The organism is Allobosea sp. (genome assembly GCF_017308075.1).
Taxonomy (GTDB): domain Bacteria; phylum Pseudomonadota; class Alphaproteobacteria; order Rhizobiales; family Beijerinckiaceae; genus Allobosea.
This window is the reverse complement of sequence record NZ_JAFKFX010000028.1, coordinates 189,440-214,577: the sequence shown is the minus strand read 5'-3', so window position 1 is coordinate 214,577 and position 25,138 is coordinate 189,440. Positions and strand designations below refer to the sequence as shown.

24 protein-coding genes are annotated in these 25,138 nt (G+C 68.0%); 14 read left to right on the top strand and 10 right to left on the bottom strand.

The window, feature by feature from the left end; all coding sequences use genetic code 11:
• Positions 1 to 131 precede the first annotated feature (131 nt).
• The gene (locus J0J10_RS10465) at positions 132 to 1,031 is read left to right on the top strand and encodes a nickel/cobalt efflux transporter (protein WP_291646416.1); all 900 of its coding nucleotides are present in this window, start codon (positions 132 to 134) and stop codon (positions 1,029 to 1,031) included.
• Here the strand turns inward: J0J10_RS10465 and J0J10_RS10460 are convergent.
• The 8 genes from J0J10_RS10460 to J0J10_RS10425 all read right to left on the bottom strand — a co-directional run bounded on the left by J0J10_RS10460 (position 1,012) and on the right by J0J10_RS10425 (position 8,654).
• On the bottom strand, positions 1,012 to 1,875 hold the full coding sequence (locus J0J10_RS10460) for a GNAT family N-acetyltransferase (RefSeq protein ID WP_291646415.1): 864 nt from the start codon (positions 1,873 to 1,875) through the stop codon (positions 1,012 to 1,014). The genes J0J10_RS10465 and J0J10_RS10460 overlap by 20 nt on opposite strands.
• Complete coding sequence (locus tag J0J10_RS10455) at positions 1,872 to 2,393, bottom strand: hypothetical protein (protein ID WP_291646413.1); 522 nt, start codon at positions 2,391 to 2,393, stop codon at positions 1,872 to 1,874. Before J0J10_RS10455 ends, J0J10_RS10460 begins: the two co-directional genes overlap by 4 nt.
• Positions 2,394 to 2,405: 12 nt before the next feature.
• Entirely contained in the window at positions 2,406 to 3,335 is a 930-nt protein-coding gene (locus J0J10_RS10450; protein WP_291646411.1) for a nucleoside hydrolase, read from the bottom strand.
• A 5-nt stretch (positions 3,336 to 3,340) separates the two neighbouring features.
• The gene (locus tag J0J10_RS10445) at positions 3,341 to 4,102 is read right to left on the bottom strand and encodes an ATP-binding cassette domain-containing protein (protein ID WP_291636127.1); all 762 of its coding nucleotides are present in this window, start codon (positions 4,100 to 4,102) and stop codon (positions 3,341 to 3,343) included.
• Between the two features lie 139 nt (positions 4,103 to 4,241).
• The gene (locus J0J10_RS10440) at positions 4,242 to 5,183 is read right to left on the bottom strand and encodes a sugar ABC transporter substrate-binding protein (protein ID WP_291646410.1); all 942 of its coding nucleotides are present in this window, start codon (positions 5,181 to 5,183) and stop codon (positions 4,242 to 4,244) included.
• 70 nt (positions 5,184 to 5,253) lie between these two features.
• Complete coding sequence (locus tag J0J10_RS10435; RefSeq protein WP_291646409.1) at positions 5,254 to 6,201, bottom strand: ABC transporter permease; 948 nt, start codon at positions 6,199 to 6,201, stop codon at positions 5,254 to 5,256.
• 8 nt (positions 6,202 to 6,209) lie between these two features.
• On the bottom strand, positions 6,210 to 6,989 hold the full coding sequence (locus J0J10_RS10430; RefSeq protein WP_291646407.1) for an SDR family NAD(P)-dependent oxidoreductase: 780 nt from the start codon (positions 6,987 to 6,989) through the stop codon (positions 6,210 to 6,212).
• A gap of 171 nt (positions 6,990 to 7,160) precedes the next feature.
• Positions 7,161 to 8,654: a xylulokinase gene (locus J0J10_RS10425; protein WP_291646405.1), complete on the bottom strand. Its 1,494-nt coding sequence runs from the start codon at positions 8,652 to 8,654 to the stop codon at positions 7,161 to 7,163.
• Positions 8,655 to 8,888: 234 nt separating this feature from the next.
• Between J0J10_RS10425 and J0J10_RS10420 the strand changes: the two genes are divergently transcribed.
• From J0J10_RS10420 to J0J10_RS10375, 10 genes are all read left to right on the top strand, one after another.
• On the top strand, positions 8,889 to 9,803 hold the full coding sequence (locus J0J10_RS10420; RefSeq protein ID WP_291646403.1) for a LysR family transcriptional regulator: 915 nt from the start codon (positions 8,889 to 8,891) through the stop codon (positions 9,801 to 9,803).
• Positions 9,804 to 10,033: 230 nt separating this feature from the next.
• The gene (locus J0J10_RS10415) at positions 10,034 to 10,504 is read left to right on the top strand and encodes an NAD(P)H-dependent oxidoreductase subunit E (protein ID WP_291646402.1); all 471 of its coding nucleotides are present in this window, start codon (positions 10,034 to 10,036) and stop codon (positions 10,502 to 10,504) included.
• Positions 10,501 to 12,072 carry a formate dehydrogenase beta subunit gene (locus J0J10_RS10410; protein WP_291646400.1) on the top strand — a complete coding sequence of 524 codons (1,572 nt, stop codon included), beginning with the start codon at positions 10,501 to 10,503 and terminating at the stop codon, positions 12,070 to 12,072. The genes J0J10_RS10415 and J0J10_RS10410 overlap by 4 nt, the downstream gene beginning before the upstream one ends.
• Positions 12,073 to 12,082: 10 nt before the next feature.
• Positions 12,083 to 14,965, top strand: a complete 2,883-nt coding sequence (fdhF, locus tag J0J10_RS10405; protein ID WP_291646398.1) for a formate dehydrogenase subunit alpha — start codon at positions 12,083 to 12,085, stop codon at positions 14,963 to 14,965.
• Positions 14,952 to 15,794, top strand: a complete 843-nt coding sequence (gene fdhD / locus J0J10_RS10400) for a formate dehydrogenase accessory sulfurtransferase FdhD (protein ID WP_291646397.1) — start codon at positions 14,952 to 14,954, stop codon at positions 15,792 to 15,794. The genes fdhF and fdhD overlap by 14 nt, the downstream gene beginning before the upstream one ends.
• Positions 15,791 to 16,090, top strand: coding sequence for a formate dehydrogenase subunit delta (locus J0J10_RS10395; RefSeq protein ID WP_365876860.1), 300 nt, complete (start codon positions 15,791 to 15,793; stop codon positions 16,088 to 16,090). The genes fdhD and J0J10_RS10395 overlap by 4 nt, the downstream gene beginning before the upstream one ends.
• A 178-nt stretch (positions 16,091 to 16,268) precedes the next feature.
• Positions 16,269 to 16,781, top strand: coding sequence for a cupin domain-containing protein (locus J0J10_RS10390; RefSeq protein ID WP_291636107.1), 513 nt, complete (start codon positions 16,269 to 16,271; stop codon positions 16,779 to 16,781).
• An 82-nt stretch (positions 16,782 to 16,863) separates the two neighbouring features.
• Positions 16,864 to 17,715, top strand: coding sequence for an alpha/beta fold hydrolase (locus J0J10_RS10385; RefSeq protein ID WP_291646395.1), 852 nt, complete (start codon positions 16,864 to 16,866; stop codon positions 17,713 to 17,715).
• Between the two features lie 210 nt (positions 17,716 to 17,925).
• Positions 17,926 to 18,321 (top strand): c-type cytochrome, encoded by a 396-nt coding sequence (locus tag J0J10_RS10380; RefSeq protein ID WP_291636103.1) that lies wholly within the window; start codon positions 17,926 to 17,928, stop codon positions 18,319 to 18,321.
• Between the two features lie 261 nt (positions 18,322 to 18,582).
• Entirely contained in the window at positions 18,583 to 19,029 is a 447-nt protein-coding gene (locus J0J10_RS10375; protein ID WP_291636101.1) for an NUDIX hydrolase, read from the top strand.
• Between the two features lie 18 nt (positions 19,030 to 19,047).
• Here J0J10_RS10375 and J0J10_RS10370 read toward each other — a convergent pair whose 3' ends face one another.
• A complete protein-coding gene (locus J0J10_RS10370; RefSeq protein ID WP_465247185.1) occupies positions 19,048 to 19,794 on the bottom strand; it encodes a 2OG-Fe(II) oxygenase in 747 nt (248 codons plus the stop codon).
• Positions 19,795 to 19,981: 187 nt separating this feature from the next.
• On the opposite strand from J0J10_RS10370, the gene J0J10_RS10365 reads away from it, so the two are divergent.
• Complete coding sequence (locus J0J10_RS10365) at positions 19,982 to 22,492, top strand: heavy metal translocating P-type ATPase (RefSeq protein ID WP_465247187.1); 2,511 nt, start codon at positions 19,982 to 19,984, stop codon at positions 22,490 to 22,492.
• An 11-nt stretch (positions 22,493 to 22,503) separates the two neighbouring features.
• On the top strand, positions 22,504 to 22,914 hold the full coding sequence (gene cueR, locus J0J10_RS10360; protein WP_291636095.1) for a Cu(I)-responsive transcriptional regulator: 411 nt from the start codon (positions 22,504 to 22,506) through the stop codon (positions 22,912 to 22,914).
• A gap of 219 nt (positions 22,915 to 23,133) precedes the next feature.
• Here cueR and J0J10_RS10355 read toward each other — a convergent pair whose 3' ends face one another.
• The gene (locus tag J0J10_RS10355; protein ID WP_291636093.1) at positions 23,134 to 23,415 is read right to left on the bottom strand and encodes a hypothetical protein; all 282 of its coding nucleotides are present in this window, start codon (positions 23,413 to 23,415) and stop codon (positions 23,134 to 23,136) included.
• Between the two features lie 214 nt (positions 23,416 to 23,629).
• Between J0J10_RS10355 and J0J10_RS10350 the strand changes: the two genes are divergently transcribed.
• Positions 23,630 to 25,072, top strand: a complete 1,443-nt coding sequence (locus tag J0J10_RS10350) for a cytochrome P450 (protein ID WP_291646391.1) — start codon at positions 23,630 to 23,632, stop codon at positions 25,070 to 25,072.
• Positions 25,073 to 25,138 lie beyond the last annotated feature (66 nt).

Below are 25,138 nucleotides of genomic sequence, written 5' to 3'. Positions count from 1 at the left end.
GCGCCGGCGCGAGACCGGGCGCATCCCGAAGATCGGGCGGGCGAGGACGAGACGGGCGCCCCCGACCAGCGCCGGCAGATGCCGGACGGCACGGCAGCGTTCGATCCGTTCCGGATCCGGAGCACGAGCGCGTGCCTAGCTTCACCGAACTGCTCGCACAGGGTGCGGGCCATGCCTGGCTGTTCATTCCAAGCGCGATCCTGCTCGGCGCGCTGCATGGGCTCGAGCCCGGCCATTCCAAGACGATGATGGCGGCCTTCATCGTCGCGGTGCGGGGCTCCGTCCCGCAAGCGGTGCTGCTCGGCCTCGCCGCGACGCTCTCGCATACGCTGGTGGTCTGGGCGGTGGCCCTGACCGGCCTTTATCTGGCGCGCGATCTCGACGCCGAGGCGACGGAACCCTGGTTCCAGCTCGCCTCCGGCCTGATCATCATCGCGATCGCGCTCTGGATGATCTGGCGGACATGGACGGAGCAGACAGCGTTACGGACGGCCGGGCACGGGCATACGCATGGTCATGGCCATTCGCACGGTCATTCCCATCGGCACTCCCACGGACATTCGCATGGGAACGGCCACGCGCATCGCCATGACGGCGAGGACGCGCCGATGGATGCCCATCAGCGTGCCCATGCCGAGGACATCCGGCGTCGTTTCTCGGGCCGGCCGGTGACGACCTGGCAGATCGCGCTGTTCGGGCTGACCGGCGGCCTGATCCCCTGCCCCGCCGCGATCACCGTGCTGCTGATCTGCATGCAGCTGCGCGAGATCACGCTCGGCGCCGTGCTGGTGCTGTGCTTCTCGATCGGCCTGGCGCTGACCCTGGTCTCGGTCGGCGTCGTCGCCTCGCTCAGCCTGCGCGCGGCCGAGAAGCGATCGAGCTGGCTGTCGACCCTCGCGGCACGGGCGCCCTATGTCTCGGGCGTCCTGATCGTGCTCGTCGGCCTCTACACCCTGCATCACGGCTGGAGCGGGCTACGGGCGCAGGCGACGCGTCCCGTGGCGATGCTGGTCAGCCCAGCGCCTGGTTGACCAGGGCGAAAAGCCTCGCCGGACCGCGGGCGATCGGTGGCTGGCCATGTGCCATGACAAGACCGGACGCGACCTGCGGCAGGCCGCGCTCGCCGAGCCAGCCACCGAGGCCCGTCGGCGCGGGCACGTCGACGCGAATGAACTCGCCCGGCCTGGCGGCCAGGCCATGAGCGATCAGGCAGCGCGCCGCCCGATCGTCGATGGCGGCGACGGGACCGATCAGCCAGCCCAGCCCGTGGCGGCGCAGGACCGCGAAGCCCGCGACGACGCCGTCCCGTTCCAGAACATGCGCCTCGCCGCGATCAAGCAGGGCCGCGAGAACCGGGGCACGCGGCAGGCCCGTCGCGGCCTCGTCGAGCCCGGCCAGAACCGGAAGATCGGCCTCGGTCGCAAGGCGCAGAGTTTCGCCCGGATCCAAGGGAAGAGCTGCGATCGCCGGTGCCGACCCCTGATGCTGCAGGACCGTACCGGCTGGCACGAAGCCGTATTTCGCATAGAGCGGCCGGCCCTCCTCGGTCGCGATCAGGCCGCGCGAACGGCCGCTCGTGGCCTCGATCAGCCCCTGCATCAGCAGCTTGCCGATGCCCGCGCCCTGGCGCTCAGGCGCAACGATGATGCTGCCGAACGAAGCGTGGCCTAAGCCGAACGCCCACCACATCGCGGTGCCGACGAGCTCGCCTTCGGCGATGGCGGCGAGCCCCTGGCCGAGGCCGAGCACCAACGCCCAATCCTCGCGCCGATGCGCCCAACCGACCGCCACCGACAGGCTGTGGCAGTCGTCGAGATCATCCGGCCTCAGCGCACGCAGATGGACCCCGCCAGCGGCGCTCGGCACAGCACTCATCGGCAGAAATCGGCGCAGCCGGCCTCCCAGAACGGCGCCCCGTCCGCCAGCACCGGCACCGAGGGGCGCGGCTTGGCGCCGGGCAGATCGGCCGGGACCGGTACGACCAGCTCCCACCAGCGATGGGCGCATTGCGAGCGGAAGGCCATCTGCTCGCTAATCGAGGTGCCCTCGCGGGCGAGCGCGGCGTCGAGCGCCTCGCAGCTCCGGCGCAGCGCCGCGTCATGGGCGTCGCTGGGATCATTGGCATAGTCGTGGAAGGCTTCGGTGAAGGCTTCCATCTCGCGGGCGATATGCGGCCACTCGCTGCGGCCGAGATTCCAGGCATCCATCCATTCGCGCACCACGGTCTCGACGGCCTCTGCCTTCGGCTTTGTGGCAACCTTGCGGGCCGTGGTCAGCATATGCCGCATCAGCTCGGCGCGGGCATGGATATGACGGGCGGCGAGGGCGGCGCTCTGCATGGCCGCGACGGCGCGCTGCGCCTCCTGCTGCAGATCCTCGACGAAATGGGGCATGGTCTTCTCCGGTCAGGGCAGGGTCGCGAGGCGGGCGAACATCCGCTCGAACAGCGCCTCGGCCTGCACGGTCGCGACGACATGGGCGTTGGGCTCGCGCTTGAGGCGGCCGTTCCAGTCGATGGTGGTGCGCCCGCGCAATGGGCCGTCATTGGTCTCGACCTCGACATGGCAATCGCGGCCGGAGAACAGTTCGGGCCAGAGCAGAAAGGCGATGACGCAGGGGTCGTGCATGGGGTGGCCGACCGTGCCGAGCCCGCCGGGGCGCGGCCGGGTCAGCATGCCGTGCACGACGCGGCCGGCCGCGTTGCCGTGTTCGAGCAGGCGCGCGACCTGCCCGTGCGCGGCGATCGCCTGAAGCGTCACGCCGAGGCCCATCATCACGATAGGTCGGCCGCAGCCGAAGACGATCGCCGCCGCATGCGGGTCGACATGGATGTTGAACTCGGCCGCCGGAGTGACGTTGCCGAGCGCCAGCGCCCCGCCCATCAGGACGATGCGCTTCACTTTCGGCAGCACGTCCGGCGCCAGCCGGAATACGAGCGCGAGATTGGTCAGCGGCCCGAGCGGACAGAGCGTGACGCCGTCATCCGGAGCCGCCCGCAGGATCGCGATCAGCGCCTCGACGGCGTGGCCGGGCGCAGCCTCGCCACGCGGCGGCGGCAGATCGGCACCGGCGAGCCCGTCCGGCCCGCAGACGAACTCCGCCGTCGAAAGCGGATAGACCAAAGGCACATCGGCGCCGCGATGGACGGGGATATCCTCGCGCCCGCCGAGCTCGCGGATACGCAGCGCATTGGCGGTGGTCTGTGCCACCGGGACATTGCCGGCGACGGTGGTGATCGCCCTGAGATCGAGTTCGGCGGCGCTGGCGAAGGCGAGCAGCAGGGCGACGGCGTCGTCCTGGCCGGGATCGGTGTCGATGATGATGGTTTCGCGCATGGTGTTCAGGCGGCGCGGGCGTTGCCGGCCATGATCATGTGACTGAGATCGTCGGCGGTGAGACCGCCGAGCGGCTGATCGACATATTTTCGGCCGGCGCCCATGATCACCACGCGGTCGGCGAGCGCGACGACATCGCGCATATTGTGGCTGATCAGCAATACCGTCTTGCCGTCGGCCTTGAGCTTGCGGATCAGATCGAGGACGAGCGCCGTCTCCTTGACGCCGAGCGCCGCCGTGGGCTCGTCCATGATGATGATCTCGGCCTTCCAGCGCAGGGCGCGCGAAATCGCGACCGCCTGGCGCTGGCCGCCGGAAAGCCGTTCGACCGGCCGGTCCATATCCTCGACCGCGACCGAGAGCTGCTTGAGGAAGCCGCGTGCCTCATCGGCCATCTTCTTCTTGTCGAGCACGCGCAGGAAGGGCAGCAGCACGGGCTTGGTCAGCTCCGAGCCCATGAAGACGTTCTGGGCGATGGAGAGACGCGGGGCGAGCGCGAGATCCTGGTAGATCGTCGCGACGCCATGGCTGAGCGCATCATGCGGCGAGGCGAAGACGACCTGCTTGCCGCGCATAGAGATCGTGCCCGCCGTCGCCTCCTCGGCCCCGGAAATGACCTTGATCAGGCTCGACTTGCCGGCGCCGTTGTCGCCGCAGATGGCGACGACCTCGCCGGGGTGGATGTCGAGATCGACCTCGCGCACCGCCACGACCGGGCCGTAGCTCTTGCCGATGCCGCGCAGGGACAGGAGGGGGGTGGCGGTCATCGCAAATGGCTCCGAAAGCTCCGTCCGTCATGCTCGCCCTTGTGGCGAGCATCCACGTCTTGAACACAGCCTTCGACCAGCGAAGACGTGGATGGTCGGGACAAGCCCGACCATGACGATGAGAGGTTCGCCCTTATCTTCACTTCAGGAACTGCTGGACGTTGTTCTTGTCGACCAGCACGGCGTCGGTGAAGAGATAGGGACCGGAGGTGATGGCCTCCTTCGGCTTCTTGTCGACGACGATGGTCTGGACCGCGTCGACTGCCTGCTTGCCCATCTCCTCGAAGGGGATCGAGACGGTGGCCATGAAGGTCGAGTTCGGATCGGCGATGCGGGCATAGGTCTCCTTGCCGCCATCGACCGAGACCAGCGGGATCTGGCCCTTCTTCACGCCCTGCGCCTGCAGCAGGTCGTCGATGATATAGGCCTGGCCGTCGAAGGAGGCCCAGATGCCGTTGATCTTGCCCTGGTTCTGCAGGAGCAGCGCCTGCATGCCGGCGCGGACATCGTCGCGCCAGCTCTGGGTGCGGGCCATCGAGAACTTGCCGAGTTCCTTCACCGCCTGGTTCTCGGAGAGCACGGCGTCGAGCAGCTTGCCGCGGATCCGCGAGGCGACGTTGAGGTCGAAGCGGGCCGAGACGATGTTGCCCTGGTAGCCGAGCTGGCCAAGCAGGTAGAGCGCGGCCTCGGCACCGACCTTGTACTCATTGGTCTGGATGTCGAAGAGCGCATGCGGGCTCGCGCCGGACTGCACGGTGATGACCGGGATCTTGGCGTCCTTGGCCGCCTTGAACTGCGCGTCGGCCTCGACCGGCTTGCCCATGGCGATGATGATCGCGTCGACCTTCTTGGCGATCAGCGCGTCGAACTGCTCGGCATGCCTGGGCAGCGCGCCCTCGGAATTCAGCAGCGTGACGTTCCAGCCCTTGGCCTTGGCCGCGGCGGCCGCCGCATTGGCGACGCGGGCATGGGTCTCCGAGGTGAACTGGAAGCCGATGACGCCGAGCTCGAAAGCCTGCGCGCCCTGCCCCAGACCGACGACGGCAGCGGCCGCCAGCATGAGCGATTTCATTGTCTTCATTGTCTTTCCCCTCCGACTTCCGTTTCTCCCCGGCCCTCATCCTGAGGAGCGACGAGATGATAGCCAAACCTCAGACCTTGAATGCCGCCTTCTTCATCGCGCTGGCCGAGAAGGCGACCGAGCCGATGATGATCAGGCCGAGAACCATGTCCTGAACGTAATAGGGCTGGCCGAGCAGCACCAAGCCGTTGCCGAGCACCTTGAGCACCAGCGCCGCGAAGACCGTGCCCGGTACGTTCGGCTTGCCGGGCTCGAACATGGTCATGCCGAGCAGCACGGCGGCGATCGCGTAGAGCAGGTAGTCGCCGGCCATGTTGGGCGCCGCCGAGGACAGGTTGGCGGCGAGCAGGACGGCGGTGATGCTGGCCAGGACGCCGGCCAGCAGGAGGCCGATGCGCTTCATCCGCGCCGTGGCGATGCCGGCGAGCCGCGCCGCCTCGTCGGCCTCGCCGGTCGCGACCATATGGGCGCCGGTGCGGGTCCATTTGACCAGCCCCCAGGCGAAGAGCGTGACGCCGGCGAGCCAGAGCACGAGATTGGGAATGCCGAAGCTATAGCCGCGGGCCAGCCCGGTGAAGCCGGTCGGCCAGCGCCCGACGAAGGCGACGCCCTGGGTGATCATGAAGGCGAAGCCCTTGGCGATCGCCGCCGTGCCGAGCGTCATAATCAGCGAAGGGATGCGCAGCACGGTGACGCCATAGCCGTTGACCGAGCCGAGCACGACGCCAACGGCAAGCGCCGCCGCGACCGCGACCAGCGGCGGATACTGCAACTGCACCAGCCAGCCGCAGACCACGGCAGCGAGGCTCGCCATCTCCGAGATCGAGAGATCGAGCTCGGCGACGGTGAAGGCGAGGGCGAAGCCGAGCGCCAGGATGGCGAGGAAGCTGGTATCCTTCAGCACGTTGACGATGTTCATCGTCGTCGCGAAATTCGGCGCGAAGGCGACGAAGAAGACGATCAGCAGGAGGCCGGCCAGCGCCGTGCCGTAGCGGCCGATGAAGTCGCGCATGCTCATGCCGGCCATCATGCCGGTCCCTTGGCGATCGCCGAGATCGGCGAGAGGATTTCGATGCCGCCGGTGACCGGGATCAGCGCGCCGGTGACGAAGGCGGCCGCCGGCGAGAGCAGGAAGGCGATGACGCCGGCGACATCCTCCGGCCGGCCGAGCCGGCCGAGCGGGGTACGCTGCGCGGCGCCCTCGACCAGGGCGTCGAACTGGCTCGCAAAGCCGCCGCGCACCATCGGCGTGTCGATGATGCCGGGCGCGACCGCATTCACCCGGATGCCGTGCCGGCCGAGCTGCTGGGCCATGCCGTAGGTCAACGTCGCGACACCGCCCTTGGCCGCGCCATAGGCGAGGTTCGCGCCGCCATTGCTATGGGCGATCGAGGAGATGTGGACGATGGCGCCGCCCTCACCCTGTGCGATCAGCTGCTTCGCGGCGGCCTTGGAGACACGGAAGGCGGCCGAGAGGTTGATGTCGACGAACTTGTCCCATTCCTCGTCCTCCATCTCGACCATCGGCACCGGGCGCGAGGCCCCTGCCCCGGTGACGAGATTGTCGAGACAGCCGAAGCGCGAGACGGCAAGCTCGACCAGCGCCTTGCCGAGCTCGCGATCGCGGACATCGCCGGCGAGCCCGACGGCCTCGCCGCCATTCGCTTCGATGCCCGCCGTCATTTCGGCGAGCGGACCGGCCTCGAGCCCGGACAGGACGAGCCGATGGCCGGGCGCCAGGGCCCTGGCGAGCGCGCCGCCGATACCGCCTGATGCGCCGGTGATCAGAGTGACGGGCCGTGCCATCAGGCGAAGCTGGGCCGGAGGCAGATACGGGAGGGAACAGGCTTCACGGGATCGGGCGGCGGCATGCGGGAACTCGGAGGTCTGGATGCCCGTCGGTAAGGCGCAAAGCCGGGCGCGGCAACCCCAATCGCAATCGCCCGGTGGAGATCGCGATTGCCCCGGAGCGGGACTTCAGGGCCGGCTGCCCCCCCAGGACCAGGTGGCGAGCTCCTGCGAGATCGGCCCGAGCGCCTGCTCGCTGCGGCGGTAGAGGGCGAAGAGTGCGTCATAACCCTGCTTGCGGGAGAGATCGGGCTCGAAACGGGAGGCCGTCGCGACAAGCGCTTCCTGCGCCTCCGCCAGCGAAGCGAAGCGGCCGAGCCCGGTGAAGGCGATGATGGCGGCGCCGAGCAGGCCGGGCTCCGGCGACGCGCCGACGACGACCGGCCGGCCGCAGATATCGGCCTTGATCTGGCTCCAGACCGGATTCGCCGCGCCCCCGCCGCCGAAGCGGATCTCGGTAACGGGCCTTCCCGTCGCAGCTTCGGCACCCTCGAGCACGATCCGGTTGAGGAACGCGACGCCTTCCAGAACCGCAAAGGCGAGATCGGTGGCACCGTGCCGGCGATTCAAGCCGATGAAGGCGCCGCGCAGCGACGGATTCCAATAGGGCACGCGCTCGCCCTGGAGATAGGGCAGGAAGAGCACCGGCTGCCCCTGGCGCGCGCCCGAAAGCAGCGCATCGATCTCCGCGCCGATCGCCGCGCCGTCGCGCCCGAGCAGAGCGAGCAGCCAGGAGACGGTGTCGGCACCGGTCTGGCTGGGACCGCCGAGCTGGAACAGGCCGCGCCAGTCGACGGTGAGGAGCCCTTGCGCCTGCGCCGGCTCCGGCCCGAGCATGCCCAGAACCTCGGTGGTGCCGGAGATGTTGTAGGCATAGCCGTCACGCATCGCGCCGAGGCCGACCACCGCCGCCCAGGTGTCATTGGAGGCGCAGAACACAGGCGCGCCCGCCAGCCGGTCGAGAGGCGCCGGCAGGCCCGGCAGGACCGGAGCGACCTGCTCCCAGGGCTCGCGCAGCGCCGGCAGGATCGTGGCCGGAAAGCCGGCGGCCGAGAGCAGGTCGCCGGCGGGGCCCGACGCTGCGCAGGCGCGCAGGCGTGCCATGGAGACAGGATCGCTCGCCAGAACGCCGGTCAGGCGGAAGTTCAGATAGTCCTTGGGCTCGAGCACGGTCGCGAGGTCACGGACCGTCTCCGGCTCGGCTTCGCGCAGCCAGGCCAGCCGCGCCAGCGGGTGGAAGGCATTGATCGCGGCGTGCTCGGCATGAGCCGGGTCGAGCCGCGCGCGCAGGCGGGCGGCCGCGGCTTCGGCGCGCGTATCCTTCCAGGTCATCGCCGGGCGCAACGGCCTGCCGCCCTGCCCGAGGATGATCTGGGTCCGGGTGACGCCGCAGATCGCGACAGCCTCGATGGCGGCGAAGAGCTCGGGCGCCTCGCGGTCGAGCCCGGCGCAGGCCTCGATCAGCAGGCGCCACCAGGCATCGGCATCGATCTCGGACGCGCCGGCCATATCGAGGCTGGCGGGCCCCGGAACGGCACTCTGGGCGCAAAGCCGCCCGCTCCCGTCGACGAGCGCGGCGCGGAAGGAGGTGCCGCCGAGATCGCAGGCGAGGACGACGCTCACGCTCGGCGCTCGGCAGCGAGGAAGACCGGGAGCGCGGCTGATGCCGGGGCGGGACAGGCGCTCGCGGACAGGCGCGGACGAGGTAAAGCCATGCAGATCAAGCCGTGCGGACCGAGACGGGACTGGACCCTGCCGGCTCTAGCGCTTGCCAAGCCGGGCGGCTACCGAAATGCTCATGCCCAAGAAATACTCGCCGAAGAAACGCTCGCGCCGAGGCTGGGGCAGAACCGCCGCATGATCATCCGCCAACTGGTCTATCTCGACGCGCTCGCCCGCGAGAAGCATTTTCGCCGCGCCGCCGAGGCCTGCCATGTCTCGCAGCCGACCCTGTCGGCCGCCATCGCCCAGCTCGAGGAGGAACTCGGCATCCTGATCGTCGAGCGCGGCCGGCGCTTCCAGGGGCTGACCAAGGAGGGCGAGGTCGTGCTCGCCCATGCGCGCCGCATCCTCGCGGAGGCCGATCAGATGAAGGACGCGATCGCGGAGCTGCGCGAGGGCGTCAGCGGCCGGATCAGACTCGGCGCCGTCCCCACCGCACTGCCGATGATCGCTCACATCACCGCACCGTTCTCGACGCGCTATCCCGGCGCCGCGCTGACCGTGCTGTCGCTGACCTCGACCGAGATCCAGAACGGAATCGACAATTTCGAGCTCGATGTCGGCCTGACCTATCTCGACAACGAGCCGCTGGAACGTGTCGTCTCCAAACCGATCTACCAGGAATCATACGTCCTGCTGACCCGCGAGGACGGGCCGCTCGGAGGGCGCGAGACGATCAGTTGGGCCGAAGCCGCCGCGCTGAAGCTCTGCCTGCTGACCTCGGACATGCAGAACCGGCGGATCATCGACGGCATTTTCCGTTCGGTTGGCCATGCCCCGAAGCCGGCGATCGAGACCAATTCGATCTTCAACCTGTGCTCGCATGCCGGCATCCAGGGCGTTTCCAGCATCGTCTCGATCCAGCTCCTGGAGTTCTTCGGCGTCCCGCTCGGCACCAAGGCGCTGCCGCTCACCGCGCCCGACGCCAAGCGCACGATCGGCCTGATCATGGCCGATCGTCAGCCCGCGGCGCCGCTCGCGCGCAACCTGCTGATGATGTCCGACACGGTGGCCGATGCGGCGCTGCCGCGGCGCCCCATCGTCAAATAGCCACAGACTATCGAAACAGTCGAAGGGGACGGCCCCCGCCCGGCCAGCCAAACGATAAGCAAAGGCTATCGGCGATTTTTCTACGCCCCGGCGGATCGGCAACGCAGCCCACTTCCTTTTTAATAGTCAAAACCTATCGATCAGTCAGAACAAACGATTTGAAATCATCCTAAACTTCGTCACCCTCTGCGGAAATTCGAAAGTCGCGAAACGGCTTCCTTGGAGGGACGATGGCCCAATACCCAGCCTGGGATCAGGACGAGGCGCGCTCGCTCATTGCCGGCCTCGCTCATCTCGAAGGTGCGACCCTGCCGATCCTGCACGCCCTGCAAGAAGAATTCGGCTATGTCGATCCGCAGGCCGTGCCGCTGATCGCCGAGGCGCTCAACCAGTCGCGGGCCGATGTCCACGGCACCATCTCCTTCTACCATGATTTCCGCACGGCCCCGCCGCCGCGGCGCGTCGTCAAGCTCTGCCGGGCCGAGGCCTGCCAGGCGCTGGGCTGCGAGACGCTGGTCGAGGACCTAGCGCGCGAGCACGGCATCGTCGTCGACGGCCATGGCGGCGGCCACGATGCGGTGGTCGAAACCGTCTACTGCCTCGGCAATTGCGCGCTCGGCCCCTCCGCCCTGAGCGACGGCGAGCTGATCGGCCGGGTCGATGCCGATCGCGTCGCCGCGCTGTGCGGAGGCCGGCAATGAGCGAGACGGTCCGGATCTACGTCCCGATCGACGCGGCAGCGCTCTCGGTCGGTGCCGAGGCGGTCGCCCGCGCCGTCGCGCAGGAGGCGCAGGCGCGCGGCCGCAATGTCGAGATCGTCCGGAACGGCTCGCGCGGCATGCTCTGGCTGGAGCCGCTGGTCGAGGTCGAGACCTCGAAGGGCCGCATCGCCTATGGCCCGGTCGCGGCGAAGGACGTCGCCGGGCTGTTCGAGGCCGGCTTCGAGCGCGGCGAGGCGCATAAGCTGCGCCTCGGCCAGGTCGAGGAACTCGACTGGCTCAGGCGCCAGCAGCGCCTGACCTTCGAGCGCGTCGGCGTCACCGACCCGCTCTCGCTCGCTGATTATCGCAGGCTTGGCGGCCTGAAGGGGTTGGAAAAGGCACTCGCCTTGTCCGGCCAGGGCATCGTCGACGCGATCAAGGCATCGGGCCTGCGCGGGCGCGGCGGTGCCGGCTTCCCGACTGGAATCAAGTGGCAGACGGTCCACGACGCCAAGGCGGAGCAGAAATATATCGTATGCAATGGCGACGAGGGCGACAGCGGCACCTTCGCCGATCGGATGCTGTTCGAGGGCGACCCCTTCCTGCTGATCGAGGGCATGACGATCGCCGCGATCGCGGTCGGCGCGACCAAGGGCTATCTCTATATCCGCTCGGAATATCCGCACGCGATCAGGACGATGCAGCAGGCCGTGCTGAAGGCACGCAATGCCGGCATTCTCGGCGCATCCGTGATGGGCTCGACCCGGCATTTCGACATGGAGGTACGCGTCGGCGCCGGCGCCTATATCTGCGGCGAGGAGACCTCGCTGCTGGAAAGCCTCGAGGGCAGGCGCGCCATCGTCCGGGCAAAACCGCCGATCCCGGCCCTCCAGGGCCTGTTCGGCAAGCCGACCGTCGTCAACAATGTCCTTTCCTTCGCAGCCGTGCCCTGGATCCTCGACCATGGCGGCAAGGCCTATGCCGATTACGGCATGGGTCGCTCGCGCGGTACCTTGCCGGTCCAGCTCGGCGGCAATGTCAAACGCGGCGGGCTGATCGAGCTCGCCTTCGGCATCTCGCTGCGCGCGATCATCGAGGAGATGGGCGGCGGCACACTGTCGGGCCGGCCGATCCGGGCCGTGCAGGTCGGCGGGCCGCTCGGCGCCTATCTCACCGAAAAGCAGCTCGACACCCCGATGGACTACGAGGCGCTGGCCGGCATCGGCGCGATGCTCGGCCATGGCGGTATCGTCGTCTTCGACGACAGCGTCGACATGGCCAAGCAGGCCCGCTTCGCCTTCGCATTCTGCGCCAAGGAGAGTTGCGGCAAGTGCACGCCCTGCCGCATCGGTGCGACGCGCGGCGTCGAAATCGTCGACAAGATCATCGCCGGCCATGAGCGGCCGAAGAATCTCGCCGTGCTGCGCGACCTCAACCGGCTGATGACTGACGCTTCGCTCTGCGCCATGGGCGGACTTACACCGATGCCGGTGATGAGCGCGCTGAGCCATTTCTCCGAGGATTTCGACCGCCCGCCGCCAGAGGCCCTGCCGCAGGCGGCCGAGTGAGGAGCTCACCATGAGCCTGATCAAGGAAATCGATTTCGGCACGCCGATCCGGATCGTCGAGAAGACGGTGACGCTGACGATCGATGGCGAGAGCGTCACGGTTCCCGCTGGCACCTCGGTGATGGCCGCGGCGATGAATATGGGCACCGCCATTCCCAAGCTCTGCGCCACCGACTCGCTCGAGCCCTTCGGCTCCTGCCGGCTCTGCCTGGTCGAGATCGAGGGGCGGCGCGGCACGCCCGCCTCCTGCACGACCCCGGCCGAGGAGGGCATGGTGGTGCACACCCAGTCGGAGCGGCTGGCGGGCCTGCGCAAGGGCGTGATGGAGCTCTACATCTCCGACCATCCGCTCGACTGCCTGACCTGCTCGGCCAATGGAGACTGCGAGTTGCAGGACATGGCCGGCGCCGTCGGCCTGCGCGAAGTCCGCTATGGCTATGAAGGCGAGAACCATGTCCGGCCGACCGGCGCAGAAGGCTTGGCCAACGAGAACTGGCTGCCCAAGGACACCTCCAACCCGTATTTCACCTATGACCCCTCGAAATGCATCGTCTGCAATCGCTGCGTGCGGGCCTGCGCCGAGGTGCAGGGCACCTTCGCGCTGACGATCACCGGGCGCGGCTTCGATTCGCGCGTCGCCGCCGGGCCGACCGACTTTCTCGGCTCCGAATGCGTCTCCTGCGGCGCCTGCGTGCAGGCCTGCCCGACCGCGACGCTGATCGAGAACAAGGTGATCGAGTTCGGCCAGCCCGAGCATTCCAAGGTCACCACCTGCGCCTATTGCGGCGTCGGCTGCTCGTTCAAGGCCGAGATGCAGGGCGAGCGTGTGGTGCGCATGGTGCCTTACAAGGACGGCAAGGCGAATGAGGGCCATAGCTGCGTCAAGGGCCGTTTCGCCTGGGGTTATGCCAACCACAAGGATCGCATCACCAGCCCGATGATCCGCGAGAAGATCACCGATCCCTGGCGCGAAGTGTCCTGGGAGGAGGCGATCAACCACGCCGCCAGCGAATTCAAGCGCATCCAGGCCAAATATGGCCGCGAATCCGTTGGCGCGATCACCTCCTCGCGCTGCACCAATGAGGAGGTCTTCCTCGTCCAGAAGCTGGTGCGCGCCGCCTTCCGCAACAATAATGTCGATACCTGCGCCCGCGTCTGCCATTCGCCGACCGGCTACGGCCTCAAGACGACGCTCGGCACCTCGGCCGGCACGCAGGATTTCAAATCGGTCGCCAAGGCCGACGTGATCCTGGTGATCGGCGCCAACCCGACCGACGGCCACCCGGTCTTCGGCTCGCGGATGAAGAAGCGCCTGCGCGAGGGCGCCCGCCTTATCGTCATCGATCCGCGCCGGATCGATCTGGTGAAGTCACCGCATGTCAAGGCGGAGCACCACCTCCAGCTCAAGCCCGGCACCAATGTCGCGCTCGTCAACGCTCTCGCCCATGTCGTGGTCACCGAAGGGCTGATCGCCGAGGATTATGTCCGCGAGCGCTGCGACCTCGCCGATTTCGAGATCTGGGCCCGCTTCATCGCCGAGGAGCGCAATTCCCCGGAAGCGAGCGAGGCGTTCACCGGCGTGCCGGCGGCCGATGTGCGTGCCGCTGCGCGGCTCTACGCGACCGGCGGCAATGGCGCGATCTATTACGGGCTCGGCGTCACCGAGCACAGCCAGGGCTCGACCACGGTGATGGCCATGGCCAATCTCGCCATGGCGACCGGCAATATCGGGCGCGACGGCGTCGGCATCAATCCGCTGCGTGGCCAGAACAATGTCCAGGGCTCCTGCGACATGGGCTCCTTCCCGCATGAATTCTCGGGCTATCGCCATGTCGCCGACGATGCGACGCGGCAGAGCTTCGAGGCGTTGTGGGGCGTGCCGCTCGACGCCGAGCAGGGCCTGCGCATCACCAACATGCTCGACGAAGCCGTCGGCGGCAGCTTCAAGGGCCTCTATGTCCAGGGCGAGGACATCGCCCAGTCGGACCCCAATACCCAACACGTCACCGCAGGCCTCGCCTCGATGGAATGCGTGGTCATCCAGGACCTGTTCCTGAACGAGACCGCGAAATACGGCCATGTCTTCCTGCCGGGCTCCTCCTTCCTGGAAAAGGACGGCACCTTCACCAATGCCGAACGGCGCATCAATCGCGTCCGCCAGGTCATGGCGCCGCTCTCCGGCAAGGCCGAATGGCAGGTGACGATCGAGCTCGCCCGGGCGCTCGGCTACGAGATGGGCTATAGCCATCCTTCGCAGATCATGGACGAGATCGCGGCGCTGACGCCGAGCTTCGCCGGGGTCAGCTACGACACGCTCGAGGCGCTCGGCTCGGTGCAGTGGCCCTGCAACGAGAAGGCGCCGACCGGCACGCCGCTGATGCATGTCGACCGCTTCGTGCGCGGCAAGGGCAAGTTCATGATCACGGAATACGTGCCGACGCAGGAGCGCACCGGCCCGCGCTATCCGCTGATCCTGACCACCGGACGCATCCTCTCGCAATATAATGTCGGCGCGCAGACCAGGCGCACCGAAAACCAGGCCTGGCATGCCGAGGACGTGCTGGAAATCCACCCCTTCGACGCCGAAAGCCGCGGCATCAAGGATGGCGACCTCGTCGCCCTCGCCAGCCGCTCCGGCGACATCTCGCTGCGCGCCGAAGTTTCCGAGCGCATGCAGCCGGGCGTGGTCTACACCACCTTCCACCACGCCGAGACCGGCGCCAACGTCATCACCACCGACTATTCGGACTGGGCGACCAACTGCCCGGAATACAAGGTGACAGCGGTCGAGGTGCGAAGGACGAACTATTATTCGCAGTGGCAGGAGCGCAACCGCGACGAGGACGTCTCGCTGCGCCTGATCGCGGGACGCTTGCCCGATGCCGCGGAATAGCCCGCCTGCCCAGCCGCCGGCGAGCGTCGCGACGCCGGCATCGACATTGCGTTTCGCCTCCGGACGGGCGGAGGCTGCGAGCGCCGAAGTCGCGGTCGAGGCGGCGGTCAACATCGTCTACGGCAACCTGCCCTATGCCGTGATGATGGCAACGCCGTCGGATCTCGAGGATTTCGTCGTCGGCTTCAGCCTGACGGAAGGCATTGTCCGCAGCGGCGACGAGATCAAGGATATCGCGGTCTGCCCCCAGGCCGACGGCATCGTGGTCACGGTGGCGCTGACCCCCGGCCGCTTCCGCGAGCATCTGGCGCGGCGGCGCAATCTCTCAGGCCGCACCTCCTGCGGTCTCTGCGGCGTCGAGACGCTCGCCGACCTGCCGACGGCGGAAGCGCGCGCCGGCACCGCAACGGCGATCACGCCGGTGGCGATCGCCGCTGCGCTGTCCGCGCTCGAGCGCCATCAGCCGTTGCACCGGCTGACCCGCTCAGTGCATGCCGCCGCCTGGTGCGACCGCAACGGGGCGATCCTGGCGGCGCGCGAGGATGTCGGCCGCCACAACGCGCTCGACAAGCTGATCGGCGCGCGGCTGCGGGCGGGCCAGCCGGTCAATGACGGCTTCGTGCTGGTCACCAGCCGCGCCTCCTTCGAGATGGTCGAGAAAGCCGCTATCTTCGGCGCAGGGACGCTGGTCACGATTTCGGCTCCGACCTCGCTGGCGATAGAGCGGGCCAAGGTGCTTGGAATGACCCTCGTCTGCGTCGCCCGCGAGGACAGCGCACGCATCTTCGCCGGCGCGCTGGCCAACCCTGTGGAGGCCGAGGCGCCATGACCGAGATCCTTGTGACCGAGACTGTTGTGACCGAGATTCCTGCAGCCGCGGCGGAAGCCCATGCCCAGCCGGGCGATCACCTCGCCAAGCTCGCGCGCATGGCCAACCAGATCGCCGAGTTCTTTCAGGCCTATCCGGAAGCCGAGGCGGTCGAGGCGATCGCCGACCACATCAACCAGTTCTGGACCCGGCGCATGCGCGAGGACTTCCGCGCCGGCTTCGCCGAGGACGCCGCCGCCCTGTCGCCGCTGGTGCGGCAAGCGCGCGAGAAGGTCAGGGCCTCGCCACCGGGCTAGGGCTCGCAAGCCGGCCCGCAGCCCGCCGACCGCCCCCCATCCTGCCGGAAAAGCCTCGCCTTACCTAGGGTCCCGTCCTGCGTGACGGCCTACCCGGCCATGATCAAACGCGGCTACAACTCTGCCGCGCCCGGCGTCACGATCCGAACACAATCCCATCGAGCGGGAGGGAATCGGAATGGTGGCGCGATCCGCCGGCGAGATCAGGGTGCTTGGCCCGCAGGACGGCGAAAGCTTCTGGCAGCCGGTTCCGGCCAATGGCTTCGTGCGCAATCTTCTGCGCGACCGGGCGGTTGCCAGCGCCAACCGCTTCGCCATCGGCACCCAGACCGTCGCCCCGCACTCCTTCATCCGCGAGCACACCCATGACCGCAATGAGGAGATCATCTTCGTTGTCAGGGGCCGCGGCATCGCCCGCATGGACGGCGTCGACCATCCGCTGGAGGAAGGCTCCTGCGTTTTCGTCGGCCGGGACCGCAAGCATCATTTCCTCAACCCCCATGACGAGCCACTGACCTTTCTGTGGCTGATCATGCCTGGCGGCCTCGATGATTTCTTCGCCGAGATCGGCCGGCCACGCAGCCCGGGGGAGCCGGCACCGGAGCCGTTCCCGCGCCCGGCGAACATCGCCGAAATCGAAGCCCGCACCGTCTTCGGCTGGACCGATGCGAGCTTCGACCAGCATAAGTAAGTGACAGGCGCGCCCGCGCCGCAGGAGACGCAGCGATGAAGAAGACCGGATCGAACAGCCTCGCACGTGCCGGCGAGGCCCGATGAGCGCCGCCGCACAACGTGCAGCGGGCGGCGAATTCGAGGTCCATACCGCCGACGGCGCCGTGTTGCGTGCCTGCTCGCAGGGCGAGGGTCAGACGCTTCTTCTGGTCAGCGGCCTCAACGGCGCTGCCGCATTCTGGGACGACAATGCCGCGACGCTTGCCCGCTCCTTCAGGGTGCTGCGCTTCGACCAGCGCGGCATGGGGGCCAGCACGCGCGGCACCGCGCGCTCGACGATCGACCAGCTGGCGCAGGACTGCCTTGCCGTCCTCGACGCTGCCGGCGTCGAACGCGCCGTGCTGCTCGGGCACTCGACCGGCGGCTGCATCGGCCTGTCGCTGGCACGCCAGGCCCCGCACCGGCTCGCCGGACTGATCCTGAGCGGCAGCTGGCTGAAGCAGAACCGCTACATGTCAGCGCTTTTCGAGACGCGCCTCGCCATTCTCGACCAGCATCCGCGCGCCTATGCCGCGAGCGCGACACTGATGGCCTATCCCCCTGCCTGGCTGGAGGCGCATTGGCAGGTCTACGAGAGCGCCATCACCCACGCGCCGGCGACGAATGAGGAAAGGCAGATCATGCGCGAGCGCATCGACGCGCTGCGCTCTTTCGACGGCTCGGCCTGGAGCGCCGGCCTGACCCTGCCCGTGCTGATCCTCGGCGCGCGGGACGACATGGTCGTGCCCGCCTTCCTGCAGGACGAGCTCGCCGCCGGCCTGCCCGGCGCGCGCAAGACCATGCTCGACACCGGCGGCCATTATTTCCCTGTCTCGCGACCGGATGCCTTCACGGCCAATGTCGCGGAATGGATCAGCGAGATCGCAGCGCGCGCCGCTCCCACGGGATCGTGAAGCGAAGCGCCGCGGGCGGACGCGCAGGCGCAGTTCATCCGCGGCGAACTGACCTGTTTCAGAATTCCTCCAATTCGCTATCCCATAGACGCCGGGGTCCGGTCGGTATCGACGGTTTGCGTGATGCCGGCCGGACACCGCGAGCGAACGGGTCGTGCCGACCTGCCTGCCCGGTCCCGTGCCACGCACCTGCTTCAAGAAGGATCGACCATGAAAACCATCGCCAGCGCCGCCCTTCTCACCCTCGGCCTCGCCACGGCCGCCGCGAGCTCGGCCTCGGCTCAGGACATCGCCGCCGGCGAGCGCTCCTGGAACAAGTGCCGCGCCTGCCATCAGATCGGCGAGGGCGCCAAGAATCTGGTCGGCCCGCATCTGAACGGCCTGTTCGGCCGGCACACCGGTGCCGTCGAGGGCTACAGCTATTCGGCCGCCAACAAGGGCGCCGACATCACCTGGAACGAGGCGATCTTCGCCGAGTACATCAAGGATCCGCGCGCCAAGATCCCGGGCACCAAAATGATCTTCGCCGGCATCAAGAACGAGAAGGAAATCGCCGATCTGACGGCTTTCCTCAAGCAGTTCGGCAAGGACGGCAAGAAGAGCTGATCCGGGCAGCATCGCGACAAGGCTCCTTCGCGCCGCGCGCGAGGGGGCGTTGTGAATAAGGCGGATTGCTTCTGGAACGGTGCGGCGGCTCGCCTTGCCGTTCCCGACAACTAGCCTCAACGCAGCCGGAGGCGTCGCCGGAACGATGCCGCTACAGCACCGTCCGCCGATAATGATTGCCGGCTACAAATTTTCTGGCCGTGCCGACAACGAATCACCCTATGCTGCTGCGGGGGAAAAAGCGCGCGAAGGTCATCGAGGGTGGCGAAGACGACAGCCGGCAAACGGCCGGCCGAGCCGAAGGTCCAGGTCGGCGCCATCCCGTTCAGGCGGCGCGCCGACGGCGCGATCGAGATCATGCTGGTGACGACGCGCGAAACCCAGCGCTGGATCGTCCCGAAGGGCTGGCCGATCCGTGGCCTCAAGGGTCACGAGACCGCTGCGCGCGAAGCGATGGAGGAAGCCGGCCTGATCGGCGAGATCGGCAGGAAGCCGGTCGGGCGCTACACCTACTGGAAGCGCAAGCCCGACCATTTCATCCTGTGCAAGGTCCGGCTCTATCTGCTCGAGGTCAAACAGCAGCTGCCGGTCTGGCCGGAACAGGACCAGCGCCGCTGCCTCTGGTTCACCCAGGCCGATGCAGCCGATCTGATCGACGAGCCGGCGCTCGGTGCGATCGTCGCCGGGCTCGACATCGCGGCCCCATGAAGGCGCGCAAGGCCCGGTTCAGCGGGCATCATGGAAGATCAGCCCGGCGGTGAAGCGCTCGCCACTGCGTATGCGGCTGACGCCATGGCGCAAATTGACCCGATAGGAACCACGTGTGCCGGCAACCGGCCGGTGCTGAACGGCGAAGATCGCCGCCTCCCCCTGCGCGAGCGGCACGACCTCCGGCCGCGACTGCATGCGCGGCCGCTGTCCGACCAAAGTGAATTCGCCGCCGGTGAAATCGCGGCCGGGCTGCGAGAGCAGGATCACCATCTGGAAGGGGAAGAACAGGTCGCCATAAAGGTCCTGGTGCAGGCAATTATAGTCGCCGGCCTCGTATTTCAGCAGCAGCGGCGTCGGGCGCTGCTGGCCGGCCGCATGGCAAAGCGCCAGGAACGCGTCGAGGCTTGCAGGATAGCGCTGGGCGATGCCGAGCGTCTCGTTCCAGCGATTGGCGATCGGTGCCAGCCGCGCATAGATCAGGGGCCGCAGGTCAGCGATCGGCCCAGGCAGCGGATGGGCGAAGTACTGGTACTCGCCGCGCCCGAAGCCGTGCCGCTCCATCACGATCCGGCTGCGGAAACGCGCCGGCTCGCCATAGAGACCGCGCAAGGCCGCGCAAGCCTCTGCATCGAGCATCCGGCCGGTCAGGCCGACGCCATACGCGTCGAGCTCGGCTTCGATCCCTGCCCAATCGAGCGCCGAGACCATCGACTCGAGGTCCTGCTCGTCTGACGACATGCTTTGGCGGTTCGTTGCAGGCATGGCGCTTCCTTTCGAGCCGGGAACTGCGCCCGATCTCGCCAGCGATCCAGCCGGCGCGCCACCCGGTTCCTGCGATTTCGCCATCGCACCAGCAGTCGCGAAACAGCCAAAATCGCCGCTTGACCTTCCAATGATGGGAAGGTGTAGCCATCTCAGCACGATGAGAAGGAAAGCGGACATCATGGCGATGCAAGCAACGCTCGAACCGCGCGGAACCACCGTGCTCGACATCCCCGTGGACGGCATGAGCTGCGCCTCCTGTGTCGGCAAGGTCGAAAAGGCGATCGCGGCCGTGCCCGGCGTGACCAGTGCGCAGGTCAATCTCGCGACCGGACGAGCGCAGATCGCAGGCGGCGAGACGGCCGCCATCGTCGCGGCGATCCGCGGCGCCGGCTACGAGCCGGTCGAAACCGAGGTGAACCTGTCGGTCACCGGCATGACCTGCGCCTCCTGCGTCGGCCGGGTCGAGAAGGCCCTGCGCGGCGTGCCCGGCGTGCTGGCGGCGAACGTCAACCTCGCCACCGAGCGCGCGACCATCCAGCTGGCCGACCCCGCTGCCGTGCCGGCACTGATCGCCGCCATCGCCGCTGCCGGCTACGAGGCCGAGCCTCTCGGCGCCAATGCGAACCCGCAAGCCGGCATCCAGGAACGGCGAGAGGCGGAGCAGAGCGAGCTCGGCCGCGCGGTCATCGTCGCCACGCTGGCGACGCTGCCGCTGATGATCATCGAGATGGGGCCGCATCTGAGCGACGCCTTCCATCACTGGCTCCTCGGCCGCTTCGATCCTTTCACTCTGAAGTTCAGCGCCTTCGCATTGGCCAGCCTCGTGCTGTTCTGGCCCGGGCTGCGCTTCTTCCAGAAGGGCGGGCCGGCGCTGCTGCGCGGCGCGCCCGATATGAACGCGCTCGTCATGATCGGCGCCGGCGCGGCCTATCTCTACTCGGCAGTCGCGACCTTCCGGCCTGGCTGGCTGCCCGAAGGCACGGCCCACACCTATTTCGAGACCGGCGCGGTGATCGTCACCCTGATCCTGCTCGGACGCTGGTTCGAGGCCCGCGCCAAGGGCCGCACCAGCGCGGCGATCAGCCGGCTCGTGACCCTGCAAGCCCGGACCGCCCGCGTGCTGCGCGACGGCGCCGAACGCGAGATCGCGGTCGAGCAGGTGCGCGTCGGCGATCTCGTGCTGGTGCGGCCCGGCGAGAAGGTCCCTGTCGATGGCGAGGTCGTCGAAGGCTCGTCCTATGTCGACGAATCGATGGTCACCGGCGAGCCGGCTCCTGCCCATAAGAGCGCCGGAGCCGGCGTGATCGGCGGCACGATCAATCGGAACGGTGCCTTGCGCTTCCGGGCCGAGAAGGTCGGCGCCGATACCTTGCTGGCGCAGATCCTGCGCATGGTCGAGACGGCGCAGGGCGCCAAGCTGCCGATCCAGGCACTGGTCGACCGCGTCACCAACTGGTTCGTGCCGGCGGTGATCGCCGTCTCGGTTCTGACCTTCGCGGCCTGGCTCTATTTCGGCCCCTCGCCGGCCCTGACCTATGCGCTGGTCAATGCGGTCGCGGTGCTGATCGTCGCCTGCCCCTGCGCGATGGGTCTCGCCACCCCGACCTCGATCATGGTCGGCACCGGCAAGGCGGCCGAGCTCGGCATCCTGTTCCGCCAGGGCGCGGCCCTGCAGAGCCTCAGCGGCATCTCCACCATCGCCTTCGACAAGACGGGAACCCTGACCAAGGGCACGCCCGAGGTGACGGAGATCCTGGCTGCCGCCGGTTTCGACGAGGCGGAAGCACTGCGTCTGGCCGCTTCGGCGGAAAGCGCCTCCGAGCATCCCTCGGCCGAGGCGATCGTCGACGAGGCGGGCCGGCGCGGCCTTGCGCTCGCCCCGGCCAACGAATTCCAGGCCGAGCCCGGCATGGGCATCGAGGCCGTTGTCGAAGGGCGGCGCGTCGCCGTCGGCTCGCAGCGCCTGATGCAGCGGCTCGGCATCGATCCGGCCAGCTTCGCCGGGCGTGCCGAGGCCCTGGCGCGCGACGGTCAGTCGCCGCTCTATGCCGCGATCGATGGCAGGCTCGCCGCGCTGATCGCGGTCGCGGACCAGATCAAGCCCGGCACGCCGGCGGCGATCGAGAGCCTGCGCCGGCAGGGGCTGCGCATCGTCATGGTGACCGGCGACAACCGGGCGACCGCCGAGGCGATCGGCCGCCGGCTCGGAATCGACGAGGTCCGCGCCGAGGTGCTGCCGACAGATAAGGCTCGGATCGTCGCCGAACTCCAGGGCGATGGCGCGCGCAGCATCGCCTTCGTCGGCGACGGCATCAACGACGCACCCGCTCTGGCCCAGGCCGATATCGGCATCGCCATGGGCGCGGGAACCGACATCGCCATCGAAAGCGCCGATATCGTGCTGATCTCGGGCGATCTGCGCCATGTTCCCGAAGCGATCGCGCTGTCGAAGGCGACGATGGCCAACATCCGGCAGAATCTCGGCTGGGCCTTCGGCTATAACATCCTGCTGATCCCGGTCGCGGCCGGGCTGCTCTATCCGCTCTGGGGGGTACTGATGTCACCGGTCTTCGCCAGCTTCGCCATGGCGTTCTCGAGCGTCAGCGTGCTCGGCAACGCATTGCGGCTGAAGCGCTTCGCCGCGCAGCCGCGGACGGAAGAGGCCCGGCCTGCCACTCTGCCGGCCACGGCCTGAAGGAGGACGGCATGAATATCGGACAAGCGGCGGAGGCTTCCGGCGTCAGCGCCAAGATGATCCGCTATTACGAGGAGATCGCACTGATCCCGCCGCCGGCGCGCTCGCAATCGGGCTATCGCGTCTATGGCGAGGACGACGTCCACACGCTGCGCTTCGTGCGCCGGGCCCGCAGCCTCGGCTTCTCGATCGAGGAGACCGGCGCCCTCCTCGCCCTCTGGCGCGATCGCTCGCGGGCGAGTGCCGACGTCAAGGCGATGGCGCTGAAGCATGTCGCCGAACTCGAGGAGAAGGCGGCGGCGCTCAAGGCGATGGCCAAGACGCTGCGCCATCTGGCCAGCCATTGCCATGGCGACGGCCGGCCGGACTGCCCGATCCTGGACGAGATCGGCAGTCAGGGCAGTGCGCAGCAATCGGCCTGAACCAGACCGATTCGCTTTTCAGTGCCGTAACGAAAAAAGCAATGCCGGCCCGAAAGGCCGGCATTGCTTCATTCTGTGGATCGCAGAAGAAACTTGCGATCGACCCTAGATCGCCGCGCGTCCGTTCGGACGCGGTCACGGCGATCTATCTCATCGTTATCGCATCGGAGTCTTCCGAAGAGTGGATTCCACTTTTCGGTCCGATGCTATCGCGGCAGCTCAGCGCCGCATCGCCTCGGCGAGGCGCGGCGAGAAGGTCCGCACCGGGCGACGAACGACGACGACGGCGCGGTTCGGCGTCGTCACCATGGTGCGGTTGGCAGCCTTGCGAACCAGCGGCACGACGTCGGAAACCGGCACGCCCATCAGATTGGCGGCGATCTCGGCCTGCTCCTGCGGCAAATCGCTCAGGCCCTGCGCGGCCGTAATGGCCTCGTCCAGGGTCGGCGGCTCGACTCGGGGCCGCAAGATGCGCGGCGGGGGATTCTTGTAGGCAGGCATTGGATCGCTCCTTGGGGGCGAAGATAGGCACCTATTGTGCATCGCACAAGATTATGTCGGAGTTTAGCCGCAGCGCAGCAATCACCTCCGCTCTGCACTAGATGCATGACCAAGACCGAAATCGCGCCGTGACATGTCACCGCGCCTTGATCCGGCCCGAAAGCGGCGACAGGCTCGCATCGGTCCGCACCGCCCGCAGCGGGAGACAGCGCCGATGAACCCAACCGGTTTTGCGAGCGATCGGAGAGCGCGGCAGCGACAGCGCCCCCCTGCGCCACTGCCGGGCGAGCGCGAACTCGGCCGGCTCGAGATCCTGCTGCGCCTGCGCCGCAATCCGCTGACCATCTGGCGCCGACGCCATTTCCGCGAACCGATCATCGCGGGGGACGGCATCTTCGGCTATGGCGTCGTCCTGTCCGATCCCGCAGCCATACGCCATGTCCTGGTCGACAACGCCGCAAATTATCGCAAGGACGATCTGCAACGCAGCATCCTCGCCCCCGGGCTGGGCGAGGGGCTGCTGACGGCCGAGGGAGAGGCCTGGAAACGGGCACGTCGGACGCTGGCGCCATTATTCACTCCGCGCGCGGTCGCCGCGCTGGCCACCAGGATGCTGGGACCGGCCGCAGCGGCCGCAGAGCGCCTTTCCCGGAGGCGGCCGGGCCGGATCGTCGACATCGCGCAGGAGATGACGCGGGTCACCTTCGACATCCTGGCCGAGACCATGTTCTCGAACGCGATCGCCGGCGGCGCCCCGGCCTTCGCCAAGGCCCTCACCGCCTATTTCGGAACGCAAGGCAGGATCGACCCGCTCGACATTCTCGGCGCCCCGGCCTGGCTGCCGCGCCTCGGACGCTGGATGGCACGTCCTTCGATCGCCTTCTTCGAGGCGCAGGTCGAGGTGATCATCGCCGCGCGCCGCGCCCTGCGCGCCCATGTCTCGGCAGCCGGCCAGCCCGATCTGCTCGATGCGCTGCTCGAGGCGCGCGACCCGGCGACCGGCTCCGGCCTGTCCGAGGCGGAGATCGGCGCCAACATCATCACCTTCATCGGCGCCGGCCATGAAACGACCGCCAATGCGTTGACCTGGGCGCTCTACCTGCTGTCGGAAGCCCCCGCGACGCGGCAGGCGGTCGAGGCAGAAATCGACGCGGTCAGCGACCTGGCGGCAGCAGCGCTGTCCGGTTCCGGGCTGGCGCTGACCCGCGCCGTGATCGAGGAGGCGATGCGCCTCTACCCGCCGGTGCCCTCGCTGTCGCGGACGGCGCTGGCCGACGACGATGTCGGCGGGCGCTGCTTCATCCCGAGAGGCGCGCTGGTCGTGATCTCGCCCTATCTGCTCCATCGCCACGAGACCTTGTGGCGCGAGCCGGACCGCTTCCGGCCCGAGCGCTTCCTGCCTGGCGCGCGCGAGAGCATCGAACGCTATGCCTATCTGCCTTTCGGGGCCGGACCACGCATCTGCATCGGCCAGCAATTCGCCATGGTCGAAGCCATGATCGTGCTCGCCACACTGCTGCGTGCGTTCCGTTTCGAGCATGCTGGAGAGACACCGATGCCGGTCCAGCAGATTACCTTGCGGCCGGACCAGGGCATGCCGATGCACGTCAGACCACGCCACGTGGCACCACGATTCGACACAAGTGACCTTTCGTAATGCAGACAGGTCAGGCGCGACCAATTAACCACAGGCGCCAAGAAAAAGGCATTCATCCGACAAGAT